The following is a 23,485-nucleotide window of genomic DNA, read 5'->3' as shown; positions in this document are numbered from 1 at the left end:
CCCTTCCCGACTTTTCTGATTACCTAAGCGCCCTTCTTATGAAAGCTCCCATTCGCGTCGCTGTCACTGGAGCCGCCGGTCAAATCGGCTACTCCCTCCTCTTCCGTATTGCTTCGGGCCACATGTTCGGTCCCGACCAACCGGTGATCCTCCAGCTTATCGAGATTCCCGTCGAAAAAGCCATGAAAGCCCTCGAAGGCGTGGCCATGGAACTCGACGACTGCGCCTTCCCGCTGCTCAAGGACATGGTCCTCACCGACAATGGTGAGACCGGTTTCAAGGACGCCAATTGGTCCCTGCTCGTCGGCGCCCGCCCTCGCGGTCCCGGCATGGAGCGCGCCGACTTGCTCAAGGGCAACGGCGTGATCTTCACCGCCCAGGGTGAGATCATCGACCGCGTCGCCGCGGAGGACGCCCGGGTCGCCGTCGTCGGCAACCCCGCCAACACCAACGTCATGATCGCCGCGTCCAAGGCCAAGCGCCTCACCGCCGATCGTTTCACCGCCATGGTGCGGCTCGACCAAAACCGCGCTCAGGCTCAGCTTGCCAAAAAGGCCGGCGTCGATCTGACCGCCGTGAAGGACATCTTCATCTACGGCAACCACAGCCCGTCGATGTATCCGGCCTTTGCCCATGCCACGATCGACGGCAAACCCGCCGCCGAGGTCATCAACGACCAGGCCTACCTCGAAGGCGACTTCTGCTCCACCGTCGGCAAACGCGGCGCCGCCATCATCGCCGCCCGCGGCCTCTCCTCGGCCGCCTCCGCCGCCAACGCGTTGGTCGATCACGTGCACGATCTCATGACCCCCGGCGCGATTCATTCCGTCGCCGTGAAGAGCGAGGGACGCTACGGTTTCGATCCCGATGTCTGGGCCGGCATGCCCGTGCGCACCACCACGCCCGGAGCCTACGAAGTCATCACCGACTACGATCTGAGCGACGCGTTCTCCCAGCAGAAACTTGCCGCGACCAACCAGGAGCTCGTCGACGAACGCGCCATGGTCGCCGACATGCTCGGCTGATTCAGCGTTCGCCGTCCCTGTTTCTTTCTTCTTTTCGCAAACGGCGACCTCCTGGTGGGGTCGCCGTTTTTTTGTCCCTTTCACCTCCCTTCACGCCATGAAACTTCTCTCCTCCGTTCTCACAATTCTCAGCATCGCCGTCTGCGCTGGTCCGACCGTGGCCACCGCCGGCTCCGATTTCAAAAAAGGCGTCAACATCAGCCACTGGCTCGCTCAACACGCCCCCGGCCATTACGCCACCGCCGAGCGGTTCGAGGCCGAAGACGCCGCCTGGATCGCCGACCACGGTTTCGATCATGTGCGCATACCCGTCGACGGTCGCATCCTGATGAGTATCGAGGGCAAACTGATCACCGAGCTCCTCCAGCCCTTGGATCAGGCCCTCGAGTGGTGTCGGGCCCACGACCTCGGCGTGATCCTCGACATGCACTACCTGCCGGGCAACGAGTTCCTCAACGACGCCGCCGACAACGCCCTTTGGTCCGACCCCGACCTGCGCGCCGCCGCCGCCTCGCTCTGGACTCAGGTTGCCACCCACTACCGCGACGTCGGGCCTTGGTTGCGCTACGAAATTCTCAACGAAGCGGTCGCACCGGAAAACGAGGATCTCAACATCCTCAATCAACTCATCGTCGACGCCATCCGCACGGTCGACGCCACCCGCGTTCTCTACGTGTCCTCGAACCGTTGGGGCCAGTTCCAAACCGTGCCCGATCTGCGCCTCTTCGATGACCCGAACGTTCACTACGCCTTGCACACCTACGAGCCGTTCCTGTTCACCCACCAAAATACGTCGTGGACACCGCTCAAAGACATTCCGGCCGGCGCGGTCACGTTTCCCGGCGGCATCGAGGTGGCCTCCGACAGTCCTCTGGCCGCGCAGATGATGAAAGAACACCACACGCTGGCCGTGACGCTCGAACGCGCAGATGTGGCCGCCCACTATGCGCCAGTCGCGGCCTGGGCGCGTGAACACGGCGTCAATGTGGTCATCACCGAGTTTGGCGTCTATCGTGCGGCGGATCCGGAATCCACCGTCAATTGGATCCGCGCCAACGTCGAGTTGTGCGAAGCAGCCGGTTTCGGCTGGAGCGTCTGGGACTACCAAGGCGGTTTCGCCATTCGCGGACCCGATGGGGAACCGACGGCCGTCTATCGCGGACTCTTTCCGGAACGTTGAGGCCTCCTCCCGCCAGTCGGTCGCGTCACAGCAATCCCGCCAGCTCCTCGCGTTCGCTCAGCACAAACGCCCGGCGCACCGCGCAAAACCCCTCCACCAACTCCATCGGGGCGCCCGCCCGCGGGAAGCTCATGGCCAACGACGAACCGTCGCACAGCACCTCAGCTTCCACGCCGGCGACGGACAGGGTGCACTCGCGATAGTCCGACGGGTAGTCGACCCGCAATCCCCCGGCGCTTTCCAGTTCCTCCACCGCGTCGATCACCGCTTCGACTTGCACCCCTTTTTTGAGGTCGAACGCGATCTCGGTGAACTGTCCGGCAAACAATGCCTCGAAGGTCGGCACGCCCAAACGTCCTTCTTTCAGGTCATGCAACGTGCGCACCCCCGCAAATCTCCCCGCATCGCGTTCGAGCAAACGGTATTCGAGCTCAAACGTGAAATCCGTGGCGGTCAGCACCGCCAGCGGGCTCGCCACTTCGAGCGTCAATTCCTTGCGTTTGTAGCTCAATTCAGCCCGGGCGCGCTGAAACCACGCCTCCGCTTCCTCCGCCACCATGTCCTGACACAACCGGGCAAAAAACGACCGGGTGGCCGGCGTGACCGCATCGGGCACCGCATGACGACCTTTTTTGAAGCCGGGCAGCGTCTTGACGGCGTCTTCGCCCATGTATCCGACCAGCCGCACGCGAGAAACAAATGTGGTGAGGTTGTCACTTTCGGCGGTCATGTGCGTCATTGAGAACAGTGCTGGTTTGAGCGCACCCTTTTTCTCCGATCCTGCGTCTGCTCAACGAATTCACTTTGATTCCTGCTTTTATCCAAAAACTACGCAACTTCTGGCCCCGTTTGGAGTATTAGGGATGGGCGATTGTGCCTGCCTCCTTCCTCCGCTTCCACTAACTCCCCCGTCGTGACCTTTCGTCTCCCTACCTCATTTTGTGTCCATTCACGGTTCACCGCCTCCGCTCTGGCGCTGACCAGTCTCATGCTCCTCGCCGGTTGCGGCGGCGGAGACAAATCAGCTGATGCCCCGGGCGGTGGCGGGCCCGGAGCGGGCAAATGGGGCGCCGGTCGCACCGAGGAGGCGGTCGCCGTGCAAACCGCCCCCATCACGCGCGGACCCATTTCGGCGACGTTGTCCTTCAACTCGACCCTCGAAACCGAATCGAGCGTGGATCTCTTTCCCCAGATTTCCGGCGAAATCGAAGCCTTGCTCGTTGAAGAGGGCGACTTCGTCAAAGCCGGCGCTCCCCTACTCCAAATCGATGAGCGCGAGCTGCGCGTCGACGCCGACGAAGCCAGCGTCAATCTGGAGCGTGAGCAGGCCAATTTTGATCGCATCCAGGAGCTCTTCAAACGCGGTCTCGTCAACCAGCAGGAATTCGAAAACGCCAGCTATACGCTCTCGCAACGTCGTCTCGGGGCCGAGCGGGCCAAGATCCGTCTCGACCACGCCACCATCCGCGCGCCTTTCGACGGCGTGATCTCGGAACGAGCCGCCCAACTCGGCGCGCGCGTGAGCAGCGGCACGAAACTCTTCTCCTTCGTCAGCCTCCAGGACATGGTGGCCAAGGTCTTCGTGCCCGGCCGCTATCTCACCGCCGTCAACAAAGACCAGGAAGCCACCATCACATCCGAATTCATGCCGGGCCGCACTTTCGCCGGCTGGGTCAAACGCATCAGCCCGATCATTGATCCGCAGAGCGGCACCTTCAAAGTCACCGTCGGTCTGCGCAATCCCGAGCAGGACGTGCTGCCCGGCCTCTTCGTGAAGGCCAACATCATCACCGAGGAACGCCCCAACGCCCTGCTCGTGCCGAAACGCGCGGTCGTTTACGACGGCGGTTCCCAGTTCCTCTACACCGTCGTCGACGGCAAGGCGGTCCGCCGCCAGCTCGATGCCGGCTTCGAAACGCCCGATACCGTCGAGGTGCGCTCCGGTTTCACGGAAGGCGACCCCATCATCATTCTCGGCCAATCCGGACTCAAGGACGGGGCCCCCGTCAAAGTCGTCGACCCCAACGCCCCCGCCCCGTCCCGCGGAGGTCACCCGGGTAAAACACCGCCCGAAGCCTCAGCCGACCCGGCTCCCTCCGCCGACTCCTGAACCGACCCTCGCCTCCCTCGTCCTGCCCCACCTTGCACTCCGAATTTTCTGATGTCGGCTCCGTTTAATCCCGACGAATCCCGCTTCGCCTTCACCACGCGCCGCCCCGTGGCCATCCTGATGGTCGTCATGGCGATCAGCGTCTTTGGCTGGGTTTCCTACAACCGTCTCGCCCTCACGCTCATGCCCGACATGAGCTACCCGTCGCTCACCGTGCGCACGGAGTATCCGGGCAGCGCCCCCGAAGAGATCGAGACCACCATTTCCCAACGCCTCGAGCAGGAGCTCGGCATCGTGCCCGGCCTCACGTCGATCAGCTCGATTTCCAAGGCCGGTCAGTCCGACGTCATCCTCGAGTTCCAATGGGAAACCGATATGAACACGGTCGCCGCCGACATCCGCGAAAAGGTCGACCGGGTCCGGTTTCCCGACGACGCCGAACGCCCGCTGCTCCTGCGCTACGACCCGACGCTCGATCCGATCATGCGCTTTGGTCTCGCCGGCCCCCAATCTCTCTACGACCTGCGTTACCTCTCGGAATACGAGATCAAGCGTCGTCTCGAAGCGCTCGAAGGCGTCGCCGCCATCAAGGTCAAGGGCGGCCTCGAGGAGCTCTATCTCGTCGCCATCGACGAGTCCCGCCTCTCCACCCTCAACCTGAACATCGACCAGGTGAATACCCGCCTTGCCCAGGGCAACGTGAACCTGCCCGGCGGCAATCTGCGCGAGGGGCAGACGGAATATCTCATCCGCACGATGAACGAGTTCCAGTCCATCCCGGAGATCGAGGCCCTGATCGTCACGCGCCAGAACGGCGTCGACATTCGTATCCGCGATATCGCTACGATCACCCGCTTCCACAAGGACCGCGAGGTCATCACCGCCGTGGACGGTCACGAAAGCATCGAGATCGAGGTCTACAAGGAAGCCGACGCCAACATCGTCGAGGTCGCCCGGCGCGTGCGCGATGCTGTCTACGGCACCGCCGCTCAGCAGGCCTACATCGCCACGCTCCCCCCCGGCTCAAAGGACGTGCCTCCCGCGCCCCCGACCGACGCCAAACCCGAAGCCAGATCCGGCGACAACGGGGGCGGGGGACGGGGCCGCGGCGGAGCGATGAACGCCGCCCGCCAGGCGGAGGCCGCCCGCGTCACCAAGCATCTGCAGATGACCAACTTCGTCGCGTTTCAACTGCCCCAAGATGCCCGCATCGAAACGCTCGCCGACCAGTCGATCTTCATCAGCAACTCGATCACCGAGGTGAAAAACAACGCCATCTTCGGTGCCATCATCGCGGTCATCGTGCTGTTTCTGTTCCTGCGCAATCTCGGGCAGACGGCCATCATCGGCATCTGTATCCCGATCTCCATCGTCGCCACGTTCGCCCCGATGTTCATCGGCAACGTCTCGCTCAACATCATCTCGCTCGGCGGTCTCGCCCTCGGCGTCGGCATGTTGGTCGACAACGCCATCGTGGTGCTCGAGAGCATCTACCGGTGCCGCGAGGAAGGCGACCCGCTCCAGGCCGCCGTCGTGCGCGGCGTGAGCGAAGTGGGCATGGCCGTCACCGCCTCGACCGCCACCACCGTCGCGGTGTTCTTCCCCATCGTCTTCGTCGAAGGCGTGGCCGGCCAAGTGTTTGGCGACATGTCACTGACCGTGGTGTTCTCGCTCGTCGCGTCGTTGTTTGCGGCCCTGTTTTTCATCCCGATGCTCGCTTCGCGCGACTTCAGCGGCGGCGGCCACGCCATCGCCGGCAAGATCAACGACCAGGCGTTTTTGCAATTCCCCGCCGCCGACGACTCGCATGGTTGGCCGCGCCGGGGTCGGGACGCCCTGACCTCGATCGGTTTGTTTCTCGGCCGCACCCTGCGAGCGGCCGCGTTGCTCGTCGGTCTCCTGGTGAAGGTCGTGCTCGCCATGTTGCTGGTGCCGCTGGGACCGTTCCTCTGGTTGCTTGACCACAAGAAACCCGTGGCCGCCCAACGATGGACACGCTGGAGCGCCGGGTTCGCCGCCGACTCCTTTGGTCCCCTGCGTGGGGCTCACGTCTGGCCCGGCGTCCTCTCCGTGACCGCCCCCGCCTCGCTCGGCGAAGGATTGGTCGGATTGCGGGCCTGGACGCAACGCGCTTCCGGGTGGTTCACCCGCATCGTGCGCGAACTGTGCGTGCTGCTCGTGTTTCCCTTCCTGCTCCTCCGGTTCGGGTTCACCCTGCTCGTGCGTGGGATCAGCACACTCGTGCAAACCGGGGCGCTCGTGGTGGTCGGTCTCGTTCTGCTCGTCGTGCGAATTGGCAGCCTGATTCTGCGCCCGATCGTGCTCCCGATCGGAGCGCTCTTCAACCACGGCTACGGGTTCGTCACCCAAGCCTACGCGCCATTGCTGCGCCTGGCCTTGGCCCAACGCTGGCTCGTGCTCGGCGGCTCGGTGGTGGCGTTCGTCGTGGTATGGTTCACCGTGCTGCCTCGCTTGGGCCAGGAATTGATCCCGCAAGTCCACCAGGGTGAATTCAATCTGGATATCACCCTCCCCGTCGGCACGCCGCTGGAGCGGACCTACGAAATCTCGTCGCGAATCGAAACCGCCGTGCTCGAAGAGCCGGAGGTCGCGCTCACCGCGTTGTCGGCCGGCGCGGAAAACAACGCCACGCGGGCCAGCGAAGCCGGTGAACACACCGCCCGCCTGACGGTGCGTCTGGAGCCCGGCTCCAGCCTGGCCGAGGAGGGCGATCTCATCGCCCGGATTCGGTCCCGTTTTCGTGATTTGCCCGAGGTAAAAATGGAAGTGTCCTACCCGGCGTTGTTTTCCTTCAAGAGTCCGATCGAAGTCGAGGTGCGGGGTCACAACCTCGACCAGCTCAAGGAACTCAGCCGCACCGCCGAGGCGCGCTTGGCGGAGATCCCCGGCTTGGTCGACGTGCGCTCCAGCTTGCAGTCCGGCAATCCCGAGATTCGCATTGTCTATCACCGCGACCGCCTCGCCGAGTTTGGGCTGAGTCTGCGGACCGTGGCCGAACTCGTGCGCAACAAGGTGCAGGGCAACGTGGCCACGGAATACCGCCAGGCCGAACGTCTCATCGATGTGCTGGTGCGTCTGGAGGAGGAGGACCGCGTGGGTCTCGCCGAGCTGTCCGGTCTCATTGTGAATCCCGGCAGCGCCATCCCGATCCCGCTCTCCGCCGTGGCTGATTTACAGGTCAATGAAGGCCCGAGCGAAATCCGTCGCATTGATCAAACCCGCACCGCCGTCATCTTTGCCAATCTCGATGGGGCCGATCTCGCGACGGTTTCCCGCGAGATTGTTCTCACCATGGAGAGTCTCAACTACCCGGTGGGTTTTGACTACGCGATCTCCGGCCAAAACGAGGAAATGCAGACATCGATCAACAGCCTGTTGCTCGCCTTCGCCCTCGCGCTGTTTCTCGTCTATATCGTGATGGCCAGCCAGTTCGAGTCGTTGGTCCAGCCTTTCCTCATTATGATGACGGTCCCGCTCGCGCTCATCGGGGTCATCGGCGCACTCTGGCTCACCGGCACCTCGGTCAGCATCATGGTGTTCATCGGTCTGATCATCCTGGCCGGCATCGTGGTCAACAATGCCATCGTGCTCATCGATTATATCAACACCTTGCAGGACCGCGGGATCGAACGCACCACCGCCATCATCGAAGCCGGTCAGGCCCGTCTGCGCCCCATTCTGATGACCACGATGACGACCGTGCTCGGATTGACGCCCATGGCGCTCGGTCTGGGTGAGGGTTCCGAAATCCGCGCGCCCATGGCCATCACCGTGATCGCCGGTCTCGCCGTCTCGACCCTGCTGACCCTCGTCGTGATTCCCACGCTCTACGCTCAGTTCGGCGGCCACCGCCGCGCCGATCCCCTGTCCGCGGCCGAGGGATCCTCCGCGTCTTCCCCTTCGCCCGCTCCCGCCCACCTCTAGCCTCTCCGCCCCATGAGCAAACGCGATCCGATTGCCTACTCGCTGCCCCGCTTCTCGGTCACCCGACCAGTCACGGTGGTCATGATTCTGTTTGCGATTCTCGTCGTTGGCTTCATCGCCAACATGCGCATCCCGGTCGCATTGTTTCCGGCCGGGATGGAGGAGAACGCACTGGGTGTATTCGTTTCCTATCCCAACGCCAGCGCCCGTGATATTGAGGAAAAAATCACCCGGCCGGTGGAGGACATGGTGGGCACGGTCAGCGGGGTGAAGGAGATCAACAGCTACCTCAACAACGGTCGCAATTTCACCCGCGTTACCTTCCAAAGCAGCGTCGATCTCCGCGTCGCCTACTCCGCCCTGCGTGATCGCATGGATCGGCTCATGCCCGAGATGCCCGACGATCTCGACATGATCCACGTGCGGCGATGGGACGAAAATGACATCCCGATCATCTTCATGGTGCTCAAGTTGCCGCCGCAGGTGGAGGACAAGGCCTACGTCATGGAAACCGTGATCACCCCCGCGGTGCAACGGGTGGATGGCGTCGGCAACGTCGACACGTGGGGAGTCGACAATAAGGAAATCCGCATCGACATCATCGAGGAACGACTCCGCAGCCACCGCATCGATCCCAACCGGTTGGTGCAGCTGCTCCGGGGCCAAAACTTCGATCTCTCCAGCGGCTTCGTCATGGAGGGGGACAAGAAGGTCTACGTGCGTTCCCTCGGTCGCTTTCGCACGGTGGATGAAATCAAAGAGCTCGTCGTCGATCCCGAGCATCGCATCACCCTCGGCGAGGTCGCCGAAGTCCGTTACCGGGCGCGCGATCGCGAACGGGGTTACCACATCGACGGCCAACCGGCCATCGGCATGGAAATCACCCGCGAATCCAGCGGCAACATCGAGCAGATTTCCACCGAAGTGCGCGCCACACTCGATGAGCTCTCCGCCAATCCCCAGCTCGCGGGCATGACGTATTCGGTTTTCTGGGACCAAGGCGACCACGTCCGCGAATCGATCAACAACCTCAAGAGCACCGGCATGTGGGGCGGCCTGTTCGCGGCTTCCGTGATCTTCGCCTTCCTCCGCGCGCCGCGCATGACCGGCATCCTCACGCTGGCAATTCCGCTGTCCCTCCTGTGCACCCTCATCGCCCTCTATTTCATGGGTTGGTCACTCAACATGGCCACCATGATGGGTCTGCTGCTCAGTGTCGGCCTCGTGGTCGACAACGCCATCGTCATTGTGGAGAACATCTATCGCCGCCGGCAGGAGGGCGTCGTTCCGGACCGCGCCTCGATTATGGGGGCCGGGGAGGTGGGCCTCGCCGTAACGCTGGCCACTCTCACCACGGTCGTGGTGTTTCTCCCGCTCATTCTCATGAGCGACGATCAGGAGTTCTCCTTCTGGATGCTCCGCATCGGCACCCCGGTGATCACATCGTTGCTGGCCTCGCTGTTCATCGCCCTCGTCTTTGTGCCGCTGGCCGCCACCCGTTTCTCCCGCGGCACCCAACGCGCCGAACCGCGTTCCATCGGCTGGTTGCGCCGCCACTACACCATCGCGCTGGGCTGGGTGCTCAACCACCGCCTCGAAGCGGGCCTGCTGGTGATCCTCGCCTTTTGCAGCATCGTGATCCCGCTCGGCGGCATCGAGCAGGACCGCAACGACGGCGGCAACGAGGAGAACACCATGCGGTTCTTCTACGATCTGCCCACCGGCAACAGTTTCGAGGAAAGCGAGGCCTTCATGCTGAAGGTGGAGGATTACTTCGCCGCCAATCTCGACACCTACAATTTCGCCTCCATCGAGTCCCGCTACGGACGCGACAACGGTCGTATCCAAGCCCGCTTCAAGAAGAACGAACCCACCGAATGGTATGATGTCGTGTGGAACGACATCATGATTGCGACCGGCCAGCGCCAGCCCCACATGACGCGCCCGGAAATCGAAAAGCACGTGAAGGACAACTTCCCCACCCCGCCCGGAATCACCATGCGCACCCGTCGGTGGGGCGACGTCGGCGGCATCGGTCGCGTGACCATCACCCTTTACGGGGATGACACCACGACCCTGATGGAACTCTCGGAAAAAGCGGCCGATCGCATCCGCACCATTCCGGGTCTCCAAGGTGTCGATACGAGCATGGAGCGCGGTGGCTCGGAACTGCAGGTGCAGATCAACCGCGAACGTGCCCGCGAACTCGGAGTCGAGCCCCGCGAGGTTTCCGGCAGCATCACTTACTCCATGCGCGGCATGGAAGTCGGCCGCTACTACGACGAATCCGGTCGCGACGTGCGCATTCAGGTGCAGTTGGAGGATGCCGAAAACAAACGCATCGACGATCTCCGGGCCATGACCTTCATGACCGACAACGGACGCGAGGTGCCGCTCGAATCGGTCGCCTCCCTCAATGTGGAAAAAACTCTCGGCCAGATCGCCCGTCAAAACCGGCTCACGACCCTCAACGTCACTGCCCGCACCGCGATGGCCGACACCAATCGCGTGTTCAACGCCATCGACGAGGTCATGGCCGACTTCGAGATGCCGCGCGGTTACCGTTGGGACAAGGGAGTGCGCTGGATTCGCCTCCAGGAATCCAACGAGGCACAGAAGTTCGCCATGATCCTCTCGGTGACCTTCGTCTTCCTGCTCATGGGTGTGCTCTTCGAGTCCTTCATTCTGCCGCTCGCCGTGATCATCGCCGTGCCGTTTTCATTCTTGGGCGTCTATTGGACGCTGTTCCTGACCAACACGAAGATGAGCATGATGGCCATGATCGGCATGGTGATCTTGATCGGCGTGGTAGTGAACAACGCCATCGTGCTTGTCGATCTCACCAACCGCCTCCGCGAAGAGGGAGTCGAGCGCATGGCCGCCCTGCTGAAAGCGGGTCAACATCGCCTGCGCCCGATTCTGATGACCACCTGCACCACCGTGTGCGGCCTCATTCCGATGGCGCTCGGCAACTCGCAAATGATCGGCATGCCCTACTCGCCCATGGGCCGCGCCATGATCGGCGGCCTCATCGCCTCGACTGTGCTGACCCTGCTCGTCGTCCCGCTCTTCTACATCCTCCTGGATGATCTGAGAAATTACGCCGGAGCCGTCGCCCGCAGCGCCTTCAGCCCCCGCGCCCCGAAACAAGCCGAACCCGTCTCAGGCCGCTGACCGGCGATTCTTCGGGCGGCACAGGGCGACCAGTCCGACGATCGCGAGCACGGGCAGCCAGATCGGCGCCAGCGCGGCGGCGATCGAGAGCATCACCGCCAGCACCGTCAGCACCACGACGAGTCCGACGCTCAACCCCACGACGGAGGCCAGGACAAAGGCTACTGCGAGTGAGACCGCCAACCCGATCACGCCGACAATCGGCATCACCAGAATCGGCGCGTGGTGCAGCGCCCACCAGAGCAGGAAGGCGACGAGGGCAATCTTCAGGACCGTAACAAAAAGCGTCTTCATGCTACGAGAACCCCGCACCGCCGGCGAAAGTTGCAGCGTTTCTCCCTTCCGACCCGCCCGAACCTTATCTTGCTTGTTACTTGGAGAATTGGACCTTGTTACTGGGGCGTGACCACGCCCATCCAAGTTTGCTGCGCTTTGATTGAGCGGGCCGGCCGCGTGCTAATTGCCCAGCGTCCGCCGGGTAAGCACCTGGCTCTGCAATGGGAATTCCCCGGCGGGAAACTCGAACCTGGTGAAGATGTCGCCACCGCCCTGCATCGTGAAATTCAGGAAGAATTGGGCTGCGATATCAAAATCACCGCCGCACTATCCGCCTGCGAGCACCGTTATGACGCCGTGACCATCGTGTTGCATCCTCGGGTCGCGCACCTGACCGCCGGTTCTTCCGAGCCGCACCCGCATGAGCACGTCGCACTGCGCTGGGTCGCGCTCGCCGAGATCGCCGAGATCGATCTCGCGGCGGCCGATTTGCCGGTGCTGGCCGCCTATCGGGACCTACGCAAAAAAGCCTCCCAACCGTAGGAGCGCGCTTGCGCGCGATAACACCTGCCTCTCGGCTCCCAAACACCGCATTCATCGCGCGCGAGCAAGCTCCTACGGCCGACCAAACTGATGCCGACTCGGGTGAGTCAGCCGTAAATATATGCGTAAATCACGACGCGAATCAGACTAGTCGTGTGTAACGCCTAAGAATTCGGATAGGTATAGGACGACCGCGCCCATCACGATGCGGTATTCGCAAGCGAACACCCTACCCAGCGCTACGACAACTTGAAGGATTGTTGCTCGTCCCGACGCTGACTCCGCGAATAATCCAGTGTTACTGTCTACTAGGTCGCGAAATCAGCGGCTCCAGGGCGGAGTGACCTCGTTGGACCGCGCGTAGGCGATCATTTGGCCGAGGTGCTCGTGGCAGTGATCGGCCAGAACCATGACCAGCTGAGCTCGCGGAGCCTTCATGCCGAAGAACTCGATCTCCTCTTTCATCGCTTCGGGGGACACCCCGGCGATGGCCTGCTTCACAAACGCAATCGAGGCTTCGTAGTTGGCGATCAACTTCGCCTTGTCGGCTCCTTCGCTCATGGTTTGCGGGTTCACACCTTCGGGCATTTTCGCACCGAGCATGCCGCCGATGTAGTAGTTGGCCCCGGCCACGTGACCGAGCACACCACTGACCGAGGCCACGCCTTCCATGGGCATCCAGTCGTATTTGGCTTCGGGAATGGCGTTGGCGAGTTGCACCATTTTGTCCGCCGCACTGCTGATGCTGCCAATGATGACTTGGTTGGTCAGCGGCAGGGCTTTTTCTTCGTGGTGGTTCGCCAAAGCTGCGAACGGAGCGGCCAGACAGATCAAGGTGGCCGTGAGTTGTTTGGTCAGAGTTTTCAAGGTGAGATCAGGTGGTTGGGGGTTGAACGGTGAAACCGTGAAGGATTCAGAGAGGACTCAATCCCGCGCAGGGTCAACCACCGCAGGCCCGTGCTCCTCGGCTGAACCGGTTCATTGAGGACACAAAAAAGCGCGGGCTCGTGCCCGCGCTTGCAGCATGGATTCGGGTTGGAATCAGCGGCCGGACGTCGGCGTCGATGGGGCTCCGCCGACCACCGCTTCCACGGCGCGCAGGAAGGAATCGCTGAGCAGATTGACCGTCATGTCCTGCGGCAGGTAACCGTCGATGTTCTCGAAGGCGGTGGACATGGATTTCGCGACTTCGATGCGCACGAACGCTTCCGAACCTTCGGCGGAGTAAGCGCTGAGCTTGAGGCGGGTGGCCTCGGCTTCAGCCTCACCCAACGCCTTGATGGCTTGGGCGCGGAGGAGTGCGGCTTCCTGTTCACCTTGGGCGGCGAGCACGTTGCGGTTCTTGTCAGCTTGGGCGGCGAGTTCGACGCGTTGGGCGGCGGCGCCGGCATCGAGGACTTGTTGCTGCGCCTTCTTTTCGGCCTCGAGCACGCCGACGTCTTTGTCACGTTGGGCATCCACCACGGCGCGCTCGTAGGCGGCTTGGGCTTCGGCCTTCGCCTGCTCGGCCATGGCTTCGGCGGCCTTGGTTTCTTCGATGGCCCGCAAGCGCGACTGCACCGCGACCTGACGCGCCTTGATCTGCTCGACGTAGGATGGATCGAGACCGATGTGCTCGATCACAAAGTTTTCCACGATCACGCCACGCTTACGCAGCTCGGCCTCCGGCGACATGAGCGCTTCGGAAATATCGCTCTGCAACGTTACGAGACCAGCCCCGGAATAGGCATCGAGGGCGGAACGCGTCGTTGCCTGGTCCTTCACCACGCGCATGAGCTCGGGACGGAGGATTTTCTCTTCCACGTTTTCCCGGACGGTCTTGTGCAAATCAACGATGTGCGCGGGATCACGCCGCCACCGAATGTTCAGCGAAATGCGCATGTCCTGACCCTCCGAGGATTGGACGAGGTAGCTGTCGCGGCGACGCCCTTCGCCGTAGGTATCGTTGGCTTGGTCGTTCATGACGAAGACCTGCGAGGAGAGGTCATACTTGAACACCTTTTGGGTGAAGCCCGGGAAGAGCACATACGTCTTGGGCTGGAGCGGGTCGGTCAACACACCACCCGACCAGGTTTCCTTCACCCCGATTTCGTTACCTTGGACGGTTTCGATATCGACGATAAATATACTGGCGAGCAGCAGCACCACGACGATGACGCCGGTGACCACGAGAGAGAGGGTTTGTTTCATAAGCTGGAAGGACGGACTATTTGCGATTTTTGAGATAGATGAGCGTGCACGCGCCGACATAGACGACAAAAAGCGTCGCAATCAGCGGTAGAAGCATTCGCACCATGGCGCTTTTCATCATCAAGGCGGCGACGAGGGCCAACAACCATGATCCGACAAACCCGGCCACGACCCGCCACGAAAACGGCGTCTTCGGTTCGAGTTCGATGATGGGGTCGGAGTCAGACATGGACCGACTTTAATTCGTCGGACCTCTTCCGGGCCAGAGGATAAGGGACAAATGGAAACAAAGCCGATTTGTGTAAAACCTACGCCGGAACCACCCGTCCACCGGGTTTCGGTTTCGCTCCGCCCTGGGACGGAGCTCCCATGCTGAGGTTCTGATCGAGCCACTGGTCGTGCCGCAACACGCCTACCCGGCGTGAGACATCGCGCCGCCCGGCCCGCCACTGGGCCACGCGCAAACTCAAACGGAGCGCCCATCCGTTGCCCGCCCACCGCGTGCCCCACCGCTGCCACCAAGTCGGCAAGTGGTGACGCAACACTTCGTCATCCCAGCTGGCCAACGGCTCCACGATCCCCGGCTGCCCTTGGCGAGCGCAACGTCCGAACAACTGACGATCCACTCGCTGCGACCCATGTCGTTCGGTGGCGATCACCCGCAGGCCTCCGACTGCCAGCACATCATCACTGGGCACAATGTCGGTGCCCCGCCCCGCCATGTTGGTGGCAATGGTGATCTGCCCGGTGCTACCGGCCGCCGCCACAATACTGGCTTCGTCAGCATTACGCACCGCATTGAGCAGCGTAAACGGCACGCCAGCGGCGCGCATCTCATCCGCGACGGCTTCACTGGCCGCCACCGTGCGGGTGCCGATGAGCACGGCCTGCCCGCGCTCCCGACAGTTCCGCGCGGTGGCGGCCACAAAGCGCCATTTCTCCGCCTCACTCCCGAAGCCCCGCTCCGCCATCACGCGGCGGTTGACCGGGCGGTGCGTGGGAATCGTGACCACGGCCAAGCGATACAGTCGCCAGAACTCCGCCGCTGCATCCATGGCAGTGCCCGTAACCCCCGCGAGCCGCGGGATCTGGCGAAAGAAACGCTGAAAACTGAGACTCGCCATGGTCTCGGTGGGAGCCGACACCGGCACGCCTTCCTTGGCTTCGAGCAATGCATGCATGCCCTCCCCGAGATTGCGATCAGGCATCGAGCGTCCGGTCGATTCGTCGATCAACACGATCTTGTTTTCCTGCACCACGTAGTGCTTGCCTGCCACATACGTCTCCAACGCCAGCAAGGCCTTGCCCAACCACTCCTCGCGCCACCGCGGCACCCGCAGCAACGCGTGGCGACCTTCGGCCGCCCTTCCGACCGTCACGGTTTGATCGATCCGGGTTTCCCGCCGCGCCACATTGATCGTGAAGTCCCCGCCTTTCACCAGTTCGCGCGCTTCCGCCAGCGCCTCTCTGCACAACGTCGCCAATTGGTCGTTCTCGCGCTGGGCACTCAAAATCAACGGCGTGACGGCTTCATCGATCAACACCTGGTCCGCCTCATCGACCAACATCGTGTGTAGTCGCGGCAACACCACCACCGGGTGCTCTCCGCCGCGCCGCTTCACCCACGGTCGCCATTGTTCCGTCGAAACCCGGCGTCCCAATCGCAGTCGATCGCGGAGAAAATCACCCACGATCTCGCGACTCGTCGTGTAAACCACTCCCGCTTGATAGCGCGCTCGTCGCTCGACCGGGGAATGCTCTCCCGTCACCGCCGCCACCGCGACTCCGCAGCGGTCGTAAAAACGAAACAGCGCCCGCGCATCTCGACCGGCCAGATAGTCATTGGCCGTCAGAATATGACACGCGTGCCCCCGCCAGGCCGCCAGCACCGCGGCCATTGCCAACGTGAGGGTCTTGCCCTCACCCGTCGCCATCTCGATCAACCACCCGCGCTCCAACCCCAGCGCGCCCATGATCTGCTCGCGATGCGGGATTAAACCCAGCTCGCGCGATGCCACCGCGCCCACCACGGCCAGCGCCCGTTGCCGGGCTTCCGGTGTTCGCGTGCGGCCCAGACTCCACTCCGCCCGCGCCTGACGCAGGGCATCCGCCAGGTGCTCGTTGCGCCGGCCTTCGAAGGTGTCGATCCGCTCGCCAATCTTCGCCGCCTCGCCGACCAGATCAATGCGCTGGGCCCGTCGTCGTATCCACCAACCCGCGACATACTCCAGTCCGGCCTCCAGTCCTTTTGGCACCGGTCGCGACGGCCGCAGTCGGGGTAGTTGAAACTCACCGGCCATAACGCTCCTGCACAAACTGCCGCAGTCTTCGCCACCCCTGCACACCCCACGGTTGCCAATCGAGTCCCACTCGGAGCACGCCCGTGCGCATGAGCAGCTCCGTGTTGGCGTCGGCGGGAAGCGCGACCCGCAATCGGAAAAAAGGTTCGGCCGCGAGCAGTCCGTCCGGGTCGTCGGGATCGATTCTCACCGTGCCGCCGGCCCGCCAACCCAGCGCGGCCGAGGGCAGTCGTCGGCTTTCGGCCGGTCGCAGTTCACCCGGACCGGTTTCGATCACTGTATCCGCCGCGCCTCGCAATCGCAGCTCCGCTTGCTGCGTTTGACTACGCGTGAGGCGATCGACATCCCGCTGCGCCACCACGGCATCAAACACCATGTCATCGCGGGAACTCACGCGCCCGAGCAGCGTGCCTCGCGGCACGTGCGAACCGACTCGCCACTCCATGCCAGGAGCCGACCAACGTCCCGACTGCGGGGCGCGCACCGCCAGCGCGGCGAGTTGCTGATCAATCTCCCGCAACTGGGCCTCGATGCTGCGCAGTCGCTGGTCCAGTGGTTCGAGCACGGCGGGCATACGATCCCACGCCAGCGCCCGCCGGGCCATAACTTCCCGCTGCACCGCTTCCAGTTCCTCGCGCAGATCGGTCAACTCCGGGTTCCGCAATGTGACCAGCACCGCACCGGTCTCCACGTATTCACCGGAGGCCACGAGCAACGCATCGAGTCGCCCACTCACATCCGCATGCACTTCACTCACCCGCGCCCCGGTCACCACGCCGGGCGCCCGCACGGCATGTGGCATCGGCACGAAACTCAGGATACCCAGGACCACGACGGGCAACGCGATCGCCCAGCCCACCGCGCGCTTCCTCGCTCGCTGAGTGCGCGGAGCCGACAGCAGATAGTTGAAGAACTTCAGCAGGGGACCGCCCAGCCACAGCACCAGACCCACCAGTGCAAAAACGAATCCGACTTCGAAGAGTTGTCCGGCGATGAACGCGCAGATCACCAACAATACAAACACGCGATACCCCGCACACGCCGCCCCGAAGGCTCCCAACCCTGCCGCCCCGGCACGGGTTCGCGCGAGGGGCGACGGTCCATCCAAACCCAACCCCCATCGCTCGAACCACCGGTTCCATTGCTGCGACGCCTGACGCTGCAAATTCGGCACGCCCACCCAATCGGCCAAAATGTAGTAACCATCGAACCGCAGCAACGGATTGGCGTTGAACAACAGCGTCGAAACCGACGCCAGAAACACCACGTTGTAAGCGACCCGCGCCACCGTGCCCTCCCCGTCGCTCTGCGCCCAAACCATCGCGGCTATCGCGGCGATGAAGAGTTCGAAAATCATGCCGCCCGCGCCCACCAGCAGCCGCTGCCACCGCGCGCGAAACGCCCACGCCGCACTCGCATCGACAAACGGCACGGGGGTGAACACCAGCAACATCACGCCGCACGAACGCACTTCGCCGCCAAACCGTTTCGTCATCATACCGTGGCCGAATTCGTGCGCGACCTTCACCATCGACCACACGAGGTAGAGCCAAACCAGGTTCGCCGGTGCCAACACCCCCTGGGACTGCTCCCGAAACTCGGTCCAATGATCAATGACCGCCTTGCCGCCCAGACTGAGCACGACCACCCAAAGCACCACGCCCAACGGACTGAGCAGCAGACGGCCAATGGGTTTCAACCGCTCCAGGATGAAATCCGGGTCAAACAACGGAATTCGCAAAAACAGAAAATTCATCCACTGCTGTCGCGCCTGCCGACGCTGCTCGCGTTGCCGGCGATCGACCATGGACCACGTCTCGGGCGCCGCATCGGCCAACAGCAGATTCGCCCCGTGCAGCTGGGTGAGCACTTCGATCACTTCCCGCTGTCCCGGTGCACTCGCCGGACTGTGATCGACCATCTCCCGCCACGACTCGTCCACCGTGCGCCGCCGGTTCAGACGAGCCAAAAACTGCCACGCCTCCGGCCGCACCCGGTAGTGCCGATTGGAATACGGATCGGAAATCACCTGCCAGGTCTCGCCCCGAAACGTCTGCCGACGCACCACGCAATCCGGCCGCAACGTCACGCGCAATCCCGCCACGAGGTGCCACCGATCACTCAACAATCCGGCCGCACCAGCCATCAGCGCAACCCTCCCCAAGCTGGTTTTTTCTCACCCAAGGAAACCAGCCGGGCTCCTTTGTTTTTACAGGAGGAAACAGAGGTGAACAGAGCCGTCAGCTTGGTGGTCGGAGGAGTGGCTCCGTTTACCTCTGTTTCCTCCTGTAAAAGAATCATCATCGGAGTGGCTTCGTTCTCTTCGTTGCCTTCGGTGAAACTACCACGTGCCGTTAGCATCACCACCAGAGCTGCAGGCGCAGCCAGTCGATCAGTCGGCGGGTGAAAATATCCAGCAGGCTGCGTTTCTCCGTAATCAGTTTCCCGATACCAGTCATACCCGGACGCCACCAGTCGGCCGCCGTCACCTCCGGAACCGCCCGCACCATGAAGACCGCACCGGTTGCTCCGACCACCGCTTCCGGCTCGATGCGGGAAACCTCGGCCACCACGACTTCGTCCGGTCGGCTGCGAAACGCGATCTCGACCCGCGTGCCGACCGCAATCAACGGCGCATCGGCTTCCGGCACGGACAACTCAAAAAACAGGCCGTCGAGCTGCGCATAACGCAACAACGCGTCGCCCTGCCGCACCGGCGCACCGAGCCGCTCACTCAGGTTGCCATCATCCAACACGATACCAGCAAACGGCGTGGTCGCGGTGGCTTGACTGATCTGTCGCCGCAGTCGCTGCAATCGCGCCTGAATCTGATCGCGTTGCGCTTCGGCGACCCGCATCGCGGCCAGGTCGCGTTTGGCTTCGGCTTGTTCGCGTTCGCGCAAAAACCGACTCAAATCCGCCAGCAGCTCCGCCTCTTCCAAGCGCAATGCGGTGCTGTCCAAGGCAAACAACGGTGTGCCCGGTTCGATCGCGTCACCGGGCGCGACCATCATACTTTCCACAAAGCCATCGAACGGCGCGCTGAACACCATCTGCCGCACGGGCCGCAGGGAAAACTCCGCCTCGACCCGGTAGGGCACCCGCACAAGCAAAGACGTGACCAGCAGCACCGCAACCAGCACCGCCGCCAGTTTCGGCCAGGGGTGTTGCAGGTTCCAATGGCGTCGCGCGGTCTCCTCAACGCTGCGTTTGAGTCGACGCCCCCACCACCCTTTTGCGCGCTCTTTTTGCTCCAGCCACGGGGCGACCCCGTCCAGGACGAGTGCAAAGCCCATCGCTTCGTCAGCGGTAAATCCACGGTCCTGCCGCTGCCACGTTACGGCCCCGACGATCCGGGAGCCACTGCGCAACGGCATCGTGCACAGCCCGGTCCAACCTTGTTCGCGAGCCAGGGCCGCGTGTTGCGCCGTGATCTTGGGCAACTCCTCCGCCTCCGTGCGCTCCGCCGCCGACCATAGAATCGTGGCGTCCTGCTCCACGGCTTCCTCCAAGGCCGCCTCCACCGCCCCGACCGCCGCCATGTGCGGCTCGATTTGATTCATCTGGCTCACGGCCTCAACCCGCACATACGGCTCGCGCCACCAGCCCAGCACGACGCGATCGGCACCGTGGCGATCGGCCAACTGATTGCATAGCTCCAACGCCGCTCCCTTGAAACCGTCATGGGCCCGTAACAACACGGCGAGTTCCAACGCGTGCGCCAGCTCGTCGGCCCGCCGCCGGGTGAGGTCGGCTTCCCGGTTGGTGCGCCGTCGGCTCGCGATGTTGGCCCACAACAGCGCCCGGTCGCGCCACGCCTCATCCGGTCCGTCCGCGCCCCACGTCTTCGCCGTGATTTCGCCCACCACGACGACCGCCGTCGGACTGGCCTGATCCCAGGGCACCCGCACCGCAAACGTGCCGCCACCGATCTCATGCGGTCGCAATTGCAACGGCTGCTCGCCGAGCGCCGCCGCGATCAATCCTTCGGGCAGGTCCCGGGTCTGTTCCCCGGCGCGCAACAGCGTGCGCTGAGCCTGACCGTTGGTCGCCGGTTGGATAATAAGCGCGCAGCTCGCCCCGAGGACGGGTCGAGCCTGGCGCAACCACTCCCGCCAAAACGTCGGTTCATCCGCCGCGGCGTCAGCGGAAAGCCATTCCGCCACGTCGCGTGGTTTCAGGGCCACGTGACCGGCTCCTCCTTCGCCAGATTAACCCAGCCACGCAGGCCGGGTTTGAAACGTCCGTTGTCATTTTCGACCCGGGCGCGCACACGCATCAGGCCGCTCGACGGATCGACCGTCGGATCGACAAAAACCACGCGGCAACGCACCGTCGCCTCCATCAAGGGCACGCGAACCCACACCGCATCCCCCTTGGTCAAAGTGATGCCTTCCGCCGGGCGCACGTAGAACCGGGCATCGAGTTGCCGCTGATCCACCAACTCCAACAACGGCGTGCCGCGCTCCACGTATTCGCCGGCTTCGTGATGACGACGCGTGATCGTGCCGGCGTGCACCGCCTTCACCACGCGGCGGTCGCGCTGCTCGATGGCGTCGGCCAGATCAATCTCGGCCACGCGGCGTTCGATCTCCTTTTCCAACTTCTCGGTCTCGCTGGTCATGTCGTCCTGAAACAGTTTTTCCACGCCGGCGTAGTCGAACTCGCGCTTGCGCAATACCTCTCGTGCCCGCTCGACGCGCAGCTCTTCCTGCGCGCGTTCGAACTCGACCAGAGTCGCCCCGGCCAGGACCGCATCCCCTTCATCCACGGCGATCGCAGCCAACACGCCGTCCTCGGGCGCACTGACGACCATGGCGTGCACTGGTTCCAACACGACCTCGATCGATGCGGCTGTCGCCACCGTCGCCCCGATCATGAGGGTCCACAGCACGCTGGTCTTTTTACAGAAGGTCACGAAGGGCAACAAAGCCGTCAGCCTGGAGTGCCGCGGCGTGGCTCTGCTCACCTCTGTTTCCTCCTGTGAAAATGAAGGCGCCCGGCTGGTTGCCTTCGGTAAAATCATAGCGATGGGCCGCGTCATTTCATCATGAGGTCAAAGGGCGCGAAGACATTGAAGCCCTTTCGCTCGGTCTCGGTGTGCGCGACCTCGATGCCGTGGTGCGGGAGTAACCGGCCGCTGACCGAATAAAGTTCCGTGACGGCCTTGGTCAGATCGACGCGGGCCGCCAGTTCGCGGGTGCGGGCATCAGCCAAACGTCGTTGCAATTCCGATACGGCAAATCCCGAGGTTTGGCCATTTTCCAACCGGGCCTCTTCCAGATTCAAACCGTCTGTCGCGTAGGACACGGAGCTGCGCGCCGTGGCGAGCCGTTGCTCCAGCACTTCGAGTCGGCGCACGGCGTTTTCGACCTCGAGTGCGATGCGTTGACGCAACTGCTCGACGCGGAGCTCCGCTTGCCGGACCCGCAGCGAGGCGGCCTGCATCTTGGCCCGACCATCCCGCAGGCTGAGCGGCACCGTGATGCTCACCCCGGCACCCCACTGCGGCTCGTCGGCCCGGTAGGCCGTGTCGATTGCACTCTGATAATCGCCCGACAGCCCGTAGAGCCCGTAGGAGAAACGCAGATCGAGCTGAGGCAGGCGCTCGTTACTCGCCGCCGATTTTCGCATGCCTTCCTTCGCCACGCGCTTGAGCGCGAGTTGATAATCCGGCCGTTGTTCGAGCGCCGCGGGAAAGAATTCCGCGATCGTGTGGACCGGTGCTGCATCGAGCAGCCGGGCTGACACCATCGGCTGCGCGGTGCGGCCGTCGGCTCCAGTCGGCAGGGACAGCAGGCGCACCATTTCCAGCTGACGCTCGCGAAGAAAGTCGCGCGCCTGAATCAATTCCTCATTCGCTTCGGACACGCGCACTCGCGCTTCGGATACATCCACGGGGCTCAGCAGCCCCAGCTCGCGACGACGGTCGGTCTCGGCCAGGAACCGGTCGGCCACGCTCACGGCGGAGGTCTTCACGTCCACGTTGGATTCGGCGTAGGCCAAATCGTAGAAAGCGTTGAGCACCTCGACGCACTTGTTGTTCACCGCAATTTCGCGGGTGCGTTCGGTAATCAGCAGCTGAGCCCGGGCCACGCGCAGATCGACGAGGTTGGCTGCCCGACCGAATCCCTTGAGCAAGGGTTGGCGCAGGGTAATGCCGGCAAAGGCATCATACTCCGGGGAATAGAGCGCATTGGGCAAACCGGCGCGATTGACGCTGTTGTCGAGTTCCCGCAGCTGGAGCGAGAGTTCGTAGGTCGTGCCCCACGGCAGTCGACCGCCTACACCACCGCGCATCACGGTGTTTTCCTCCTCAAAAATACGCTGCTGCAAAGCCGCGAAATCTATCGAGTTCTGAGACTTACGATTATCGTCGTAGCTGCCTTCGGCAAAAATGGCCGGAAGAAACGCGGCTTCTTCCATCATGATCTCGGCCGCGACTACCTGCGGGGCGAGGGCTTCGACTTGCAGGTCGAAATTGGCGACCAGCGCCCGCTCCAAAGCGGTGCGTTCGGTGAGCGGGGTTTGCGCAAGGGTCGGGCCGGCAAGGGCGAGACCCAGACCGACGAGGAGAGCGGACTTTGAATACATCGAATGACTTCGTTAGGAGGAGCTGAGCGGGGTAATACGCGAGGCGGACACCCTCCTCGCGGCTCCGTAACCTAACAACAGCCAGCCCATCGCACGACCCCCCGAAAGGGGGGACCAGCGAAACGATGTAGAAATTAAGGGGTAAAAA

Annotated in this window: 16 protein-coding genes; 6 read left to right on the top strand and 10 right to left on the bottom strand. The window is 63.0% G+C overall.

Translation table 11 applies throughout. The annotated features are described in order from the left end of the window. Positions 1 to 38: 38 nt before the first annotated feature. Together PXH66_RS00990 and PXH66_RS00985 are read left to right on the top strand one after the other, a co-directional pair. On the top strand, positions 39 to 1,025 hold the full coding sequence (locus PXH66_RS00990) for a malate dehydrogenase (protein ID WP_330929372.1): 987 nt from the start codon (positions 39 to 41) through the stop codon (positions 1,023 to 1,025). Positions 1,026 to 1,122: 97 nt separating this feature from the next. After that, positions 1,123 to 2,205: a glycoside hydrolase family 5 protein gene (locus PXH66_RS00985; protein WP_330929371.1), complete on the top strand. Its 1,083-nt coding sequence runs from the start codon at positions 1,123 to 1,125 to the stop codon at positions 2,203 to 2,205. A 25-nt stretch (positions 2,206 to 2,230) separates the two neighbouring features. Here PXH66_RS00985 and PXH66_RS00980 read toward each other — a convergent pair whose 3' ends face one another. Next, positions 2,231 to 2,935, bottom strand: coding sequence for a hypothetical protein (locus PXH66_RS00980; RefSeq protein WP_330929370.1), 705 nt, complete (start codon positions 2,933 to 2,935; stop codon positions 2,231 to 2,233). A gap of 183 nt (positions 2,936 to 3,118) precedes the next feature. Between PXH66_RS00980 and PXH66_RS00975 the strand changes: the two genes are divergently transcribed. Genes PXH66_RS00975 through PXH66_RS00965 form a run of 3 tightly spaced genes read left to right on the top strand, consistent with a single transcriptional unit; the run spans position 3,119 to position 11,434 of the window. Then, positions 3,119 to 4,315 (top strand): efflux RND transporter periplasmic adaptor subunit, encoded by a 1,197-nt coding sequence (locus tag PXH66_RS00975; protein WP_330929369.1) that lies wholly within the window; start codon positions 3,119 to 3,121, stop codon positions 4,313 to 4,315. Positions 4,316 to 4,366: 51 nt separating this feature from the next. Continuing rightward, positions 4,367 to 8,260: an efflux RND transporter permease subunit gene (locus tag PXH66_RS00970; RefSeq protein ID WP_330929368.1), complete on the top strand. Its 3,894-nt coding sequence runs from the start codon at positions 4,367 to 4,369 to the stop codon at positions 8,258 to 8,260. Between the two features lie 12 nt (positions 8,261 to 8,272). After that, entirely contained in the window at positions 8,273 to 11,434 is a 3,162-nt protein-coding gene (locus PXH66_RS00965) for an efflux RND transporter permease subunit (protein ID WP_330929367.1), read from the top strand. Here PXH66_RS00965 and PXH66_RS00960 read toward each other — a convergent pair. Then, complete coding sequence (locus PXH66_RS00960; RefSeq protein ID WP_330929366.1) at positions 11,423 to 11,728, bottom strand: hypothetical protein; 306 nt, start codon at positions 11,726 to 11,728, stop codon at positions 11,423 to 11,425. The two genes, PXH66_RS00965 and PXH66_RS00960, sit on opposite strands and share 12 nt — an antisense overlap. Before the next feature lie 108 nt (positions 11,729 to 11,836). On the opposite strand from PXH66_RS00960, the gene PXH66_RS00955 reads away from it, so the two are divergent. Beyond that, positions 11,837 to 12,253 carry a (deoxy)nucleoside triphosphate pyrophosphohydrolase gene (locus tag PXH66_RS00955; RefSeq protein WP_330929365.1) on the top strand — a complete coding sequence of 139 codons (417 nt, stop codon included), beginning with the start codon at positions 11,837 to 11,839 and terminating at the stop codon, positions 12,251 to 12,253. Positions 12,254 to 12,574: 321 nt separating this feature from the next. On the opposite strand, the gene PXH66_RS00950 is transcribed toward PXH66_RS00955, so the two are convergent. The 8 genes from PXH66_RS00950 to PXH66_RS00915 all read right to left on the bottom strand — a co-directional run bounded on the left by PXH66_RS00950 (position 12,575) and on the right by PXH66_RS00915 (position 23,337). Continuing rightward, positions 12,575 to 13,120 carry a DinB family protein gene (locus PXH66_RS00950; RefSeq protein WP_330929364.1) on the bottom strand — a complete coding sequence of 182 codons (546 nt, stop codon included), beginning with the start codon at positions 13,118 to 13,120 and terminating at the stop codon, positions 12,575 to 12,577. A 174-nt stretch (positions 13,121 to 13,294) separates the two neighbouring features. Continuing rightward, positions 13,295 to 14,443: an SPFH domain-containing protein gene (locus PXH66_RS00945; protein ID WP_330929363.1), complete on the bottom strand. Its 1,149-nt coding sequence runs from the start codon at positions 14,441 to 14,443 to the stop codon at positions 13,295 to 13,297. Positions 14,444 to 14,459: 16 nt separating this feature from the next. Next, entirely contained in the window at positions 14,460 to 14,672 is a 213-nt protein-coding gene (locus tag PXH66_RS00940; protein WP_330929362.1) for a hypothetical protein, read from the bottom strand. Positions 14,673 to 14,751: 79 nt separating this feature from the next. Continuing rightward, positions 14,752 to 16,698 carry a preprotein translocase subunit SecA gene (locus tag PXH66_RS00935; protein WP_330929361.1) on the bottom strand — a complete coding sequence of 649 codons (1,947 nt, stop codon included), beginning with the start codon at positions 16,696 to 16,698 and terminating at the stop codon, positions 14,752 to 14,754. Positions 16,699 to 16,732: 34 nt separating this feature from the next. After that, a complete protein-coding gene (locus PXH66_RS00930) occupies positions 16,733 to 18,889 on the bottom strand; it encodes an efflux RND transporter periplasmic adaptor subunit (protein WP_330929360.1) in 2,157 nt (718 codons plus the stop codon). Positions 18,890 to 19,103: 214 nt separating this feature from the next. Next, positions 19,104 to 20,930: an efflux RND transporter periplasmic adaptor subunit gene (locus tag PXH66_RS00925; protein ID WP_330929358.1), complete on the bottom strand. Its 1,827-nt coding sequence runs from the start codon at positions 20,928 to 20,930 to the stop codon at positions 19,104 to 19,106. Further along, positions 20,921 to 21,661: an efflux RND transporter periplasmic adaptor subunit gene (locus PXH66_RS00920; protein WP_330929357.1), complete on the bottom strand. Its 741-nt coding sequence runs from the start codon at positions 21,659 to 21,661 to the stop codon at positions 20,921 to 20,923. The genes PXH66_RS00925 and PXH66_RS00920 overlap by 10 nt, the downstream gene beginning before the upstream one ends. Before the next feature lie 122 nt (positions 21,662 to 21,783). After that, positions 21,784 to 23,337, bottom strand: coding sequence for a TolC family protein (locus PXH66_RS00915; RefSeq protein ID WP_330929356.1), 1,554 nt, complete (start codon positions 23,335 to 23,337; stop codon positions 21,784 to 21,786). Positions 23,338 to 23,485 lie beyond the last annotated feature (148 nt).

This window comes from Synoicihabitans lomoniglobus (genome assembly GCF_029023725.1).
In the GTDB taxonomy this organism is placed as follows: domain Bacteria; phylum Verrucomicrobiota; class Verrucomicrobiia; order Opitutales; family Opitutaceae; genus Actomonas; species Actomonas lomonigloba.
Note: the sequence above shows the minus strand (reverse complement) of the source record. Positions and strands in the feature narration are given on the sequence as shown.

What these genes read in the sequence shown, in the direction of transcription:
- PXH66_RS00990 (WP_330929372.1), top strand. Translation starts at nt 39, where the DNA reads ATGAAAGCTCCCATTCGCGTCGCTGTCACTGGAGCCGCCGGTCAAATC.
- PXH66_RS00985 (WP_330929371.1), top strand. Translation starts at nt 1,123, where the DNA reads ATGAAACTTCTCTCCTCCGTTCTCACAATTCTCAGCATCGCCGTCTGC.
- PXH66_RS00980 (WP_330929370.1), bottom strand. Translation starts at nt 2,935, where the DNA reads ATGACCGCCGAAAGTGACAACCTCACCACATTTGTTTCTCGCGTGCGG.
- PXH66_RS00970 (WP_330929368.1), top strand. Translation starts at nt 4,367, where the DNA reads ATGTCGGCTCCGTTTAATCCCGACGAATCCCGCTTCGCCTTCACCACG.
- PXH66_RS00965 (WP_330929367.1), top strand. Translation starts at nt 8,273, where the DNA reads ATGAGCAAACGCGATCCGATTGCCTACTCGCTGCCCCGCTTCTCGGTC.
- PXH66_RS00960 (WP_330929366.1), bottom strand. Translation starts at nt 11,728, where the DNA reads ATGAAGACGCTTTTTGTTACGGTCCTGAAGATTGCCCTCGTCGCCTTC.
- PXH66_RS00945 (WP_330929363.1), bottom strand. Translation starts at nt 14,443, where the DNA reads ATGAAACAAACCCTCTCTCTCGTGGTCACCGGCGTCATCGTCGTGGTG.
- PXH66_RS00940 (WP_330929362.1), bottom strand. Translation starts at nt 14,672, where the DNA reads ATGTCTGACTCCGACCCCATCATCGAACTCGAACCGAAGACGCCGTTT.
- PXH66_RS00930 (WP_330929360.1), bottom strand. Translation starts at nt 18,889, where the DNA reads ATGGCTGGTGCGGCCGGATTGTTGAGTGATCGGTGGCACCTCGTGGCG.
- PXH66_RS00915 (WP_330929356.1), bottom strand. Translation starts at nt 23,337, where the DNA reads ATGTATTCAAAGTCCGCTCTCCTCGTCGGTCTGGGTCTCGCCCTTGCC.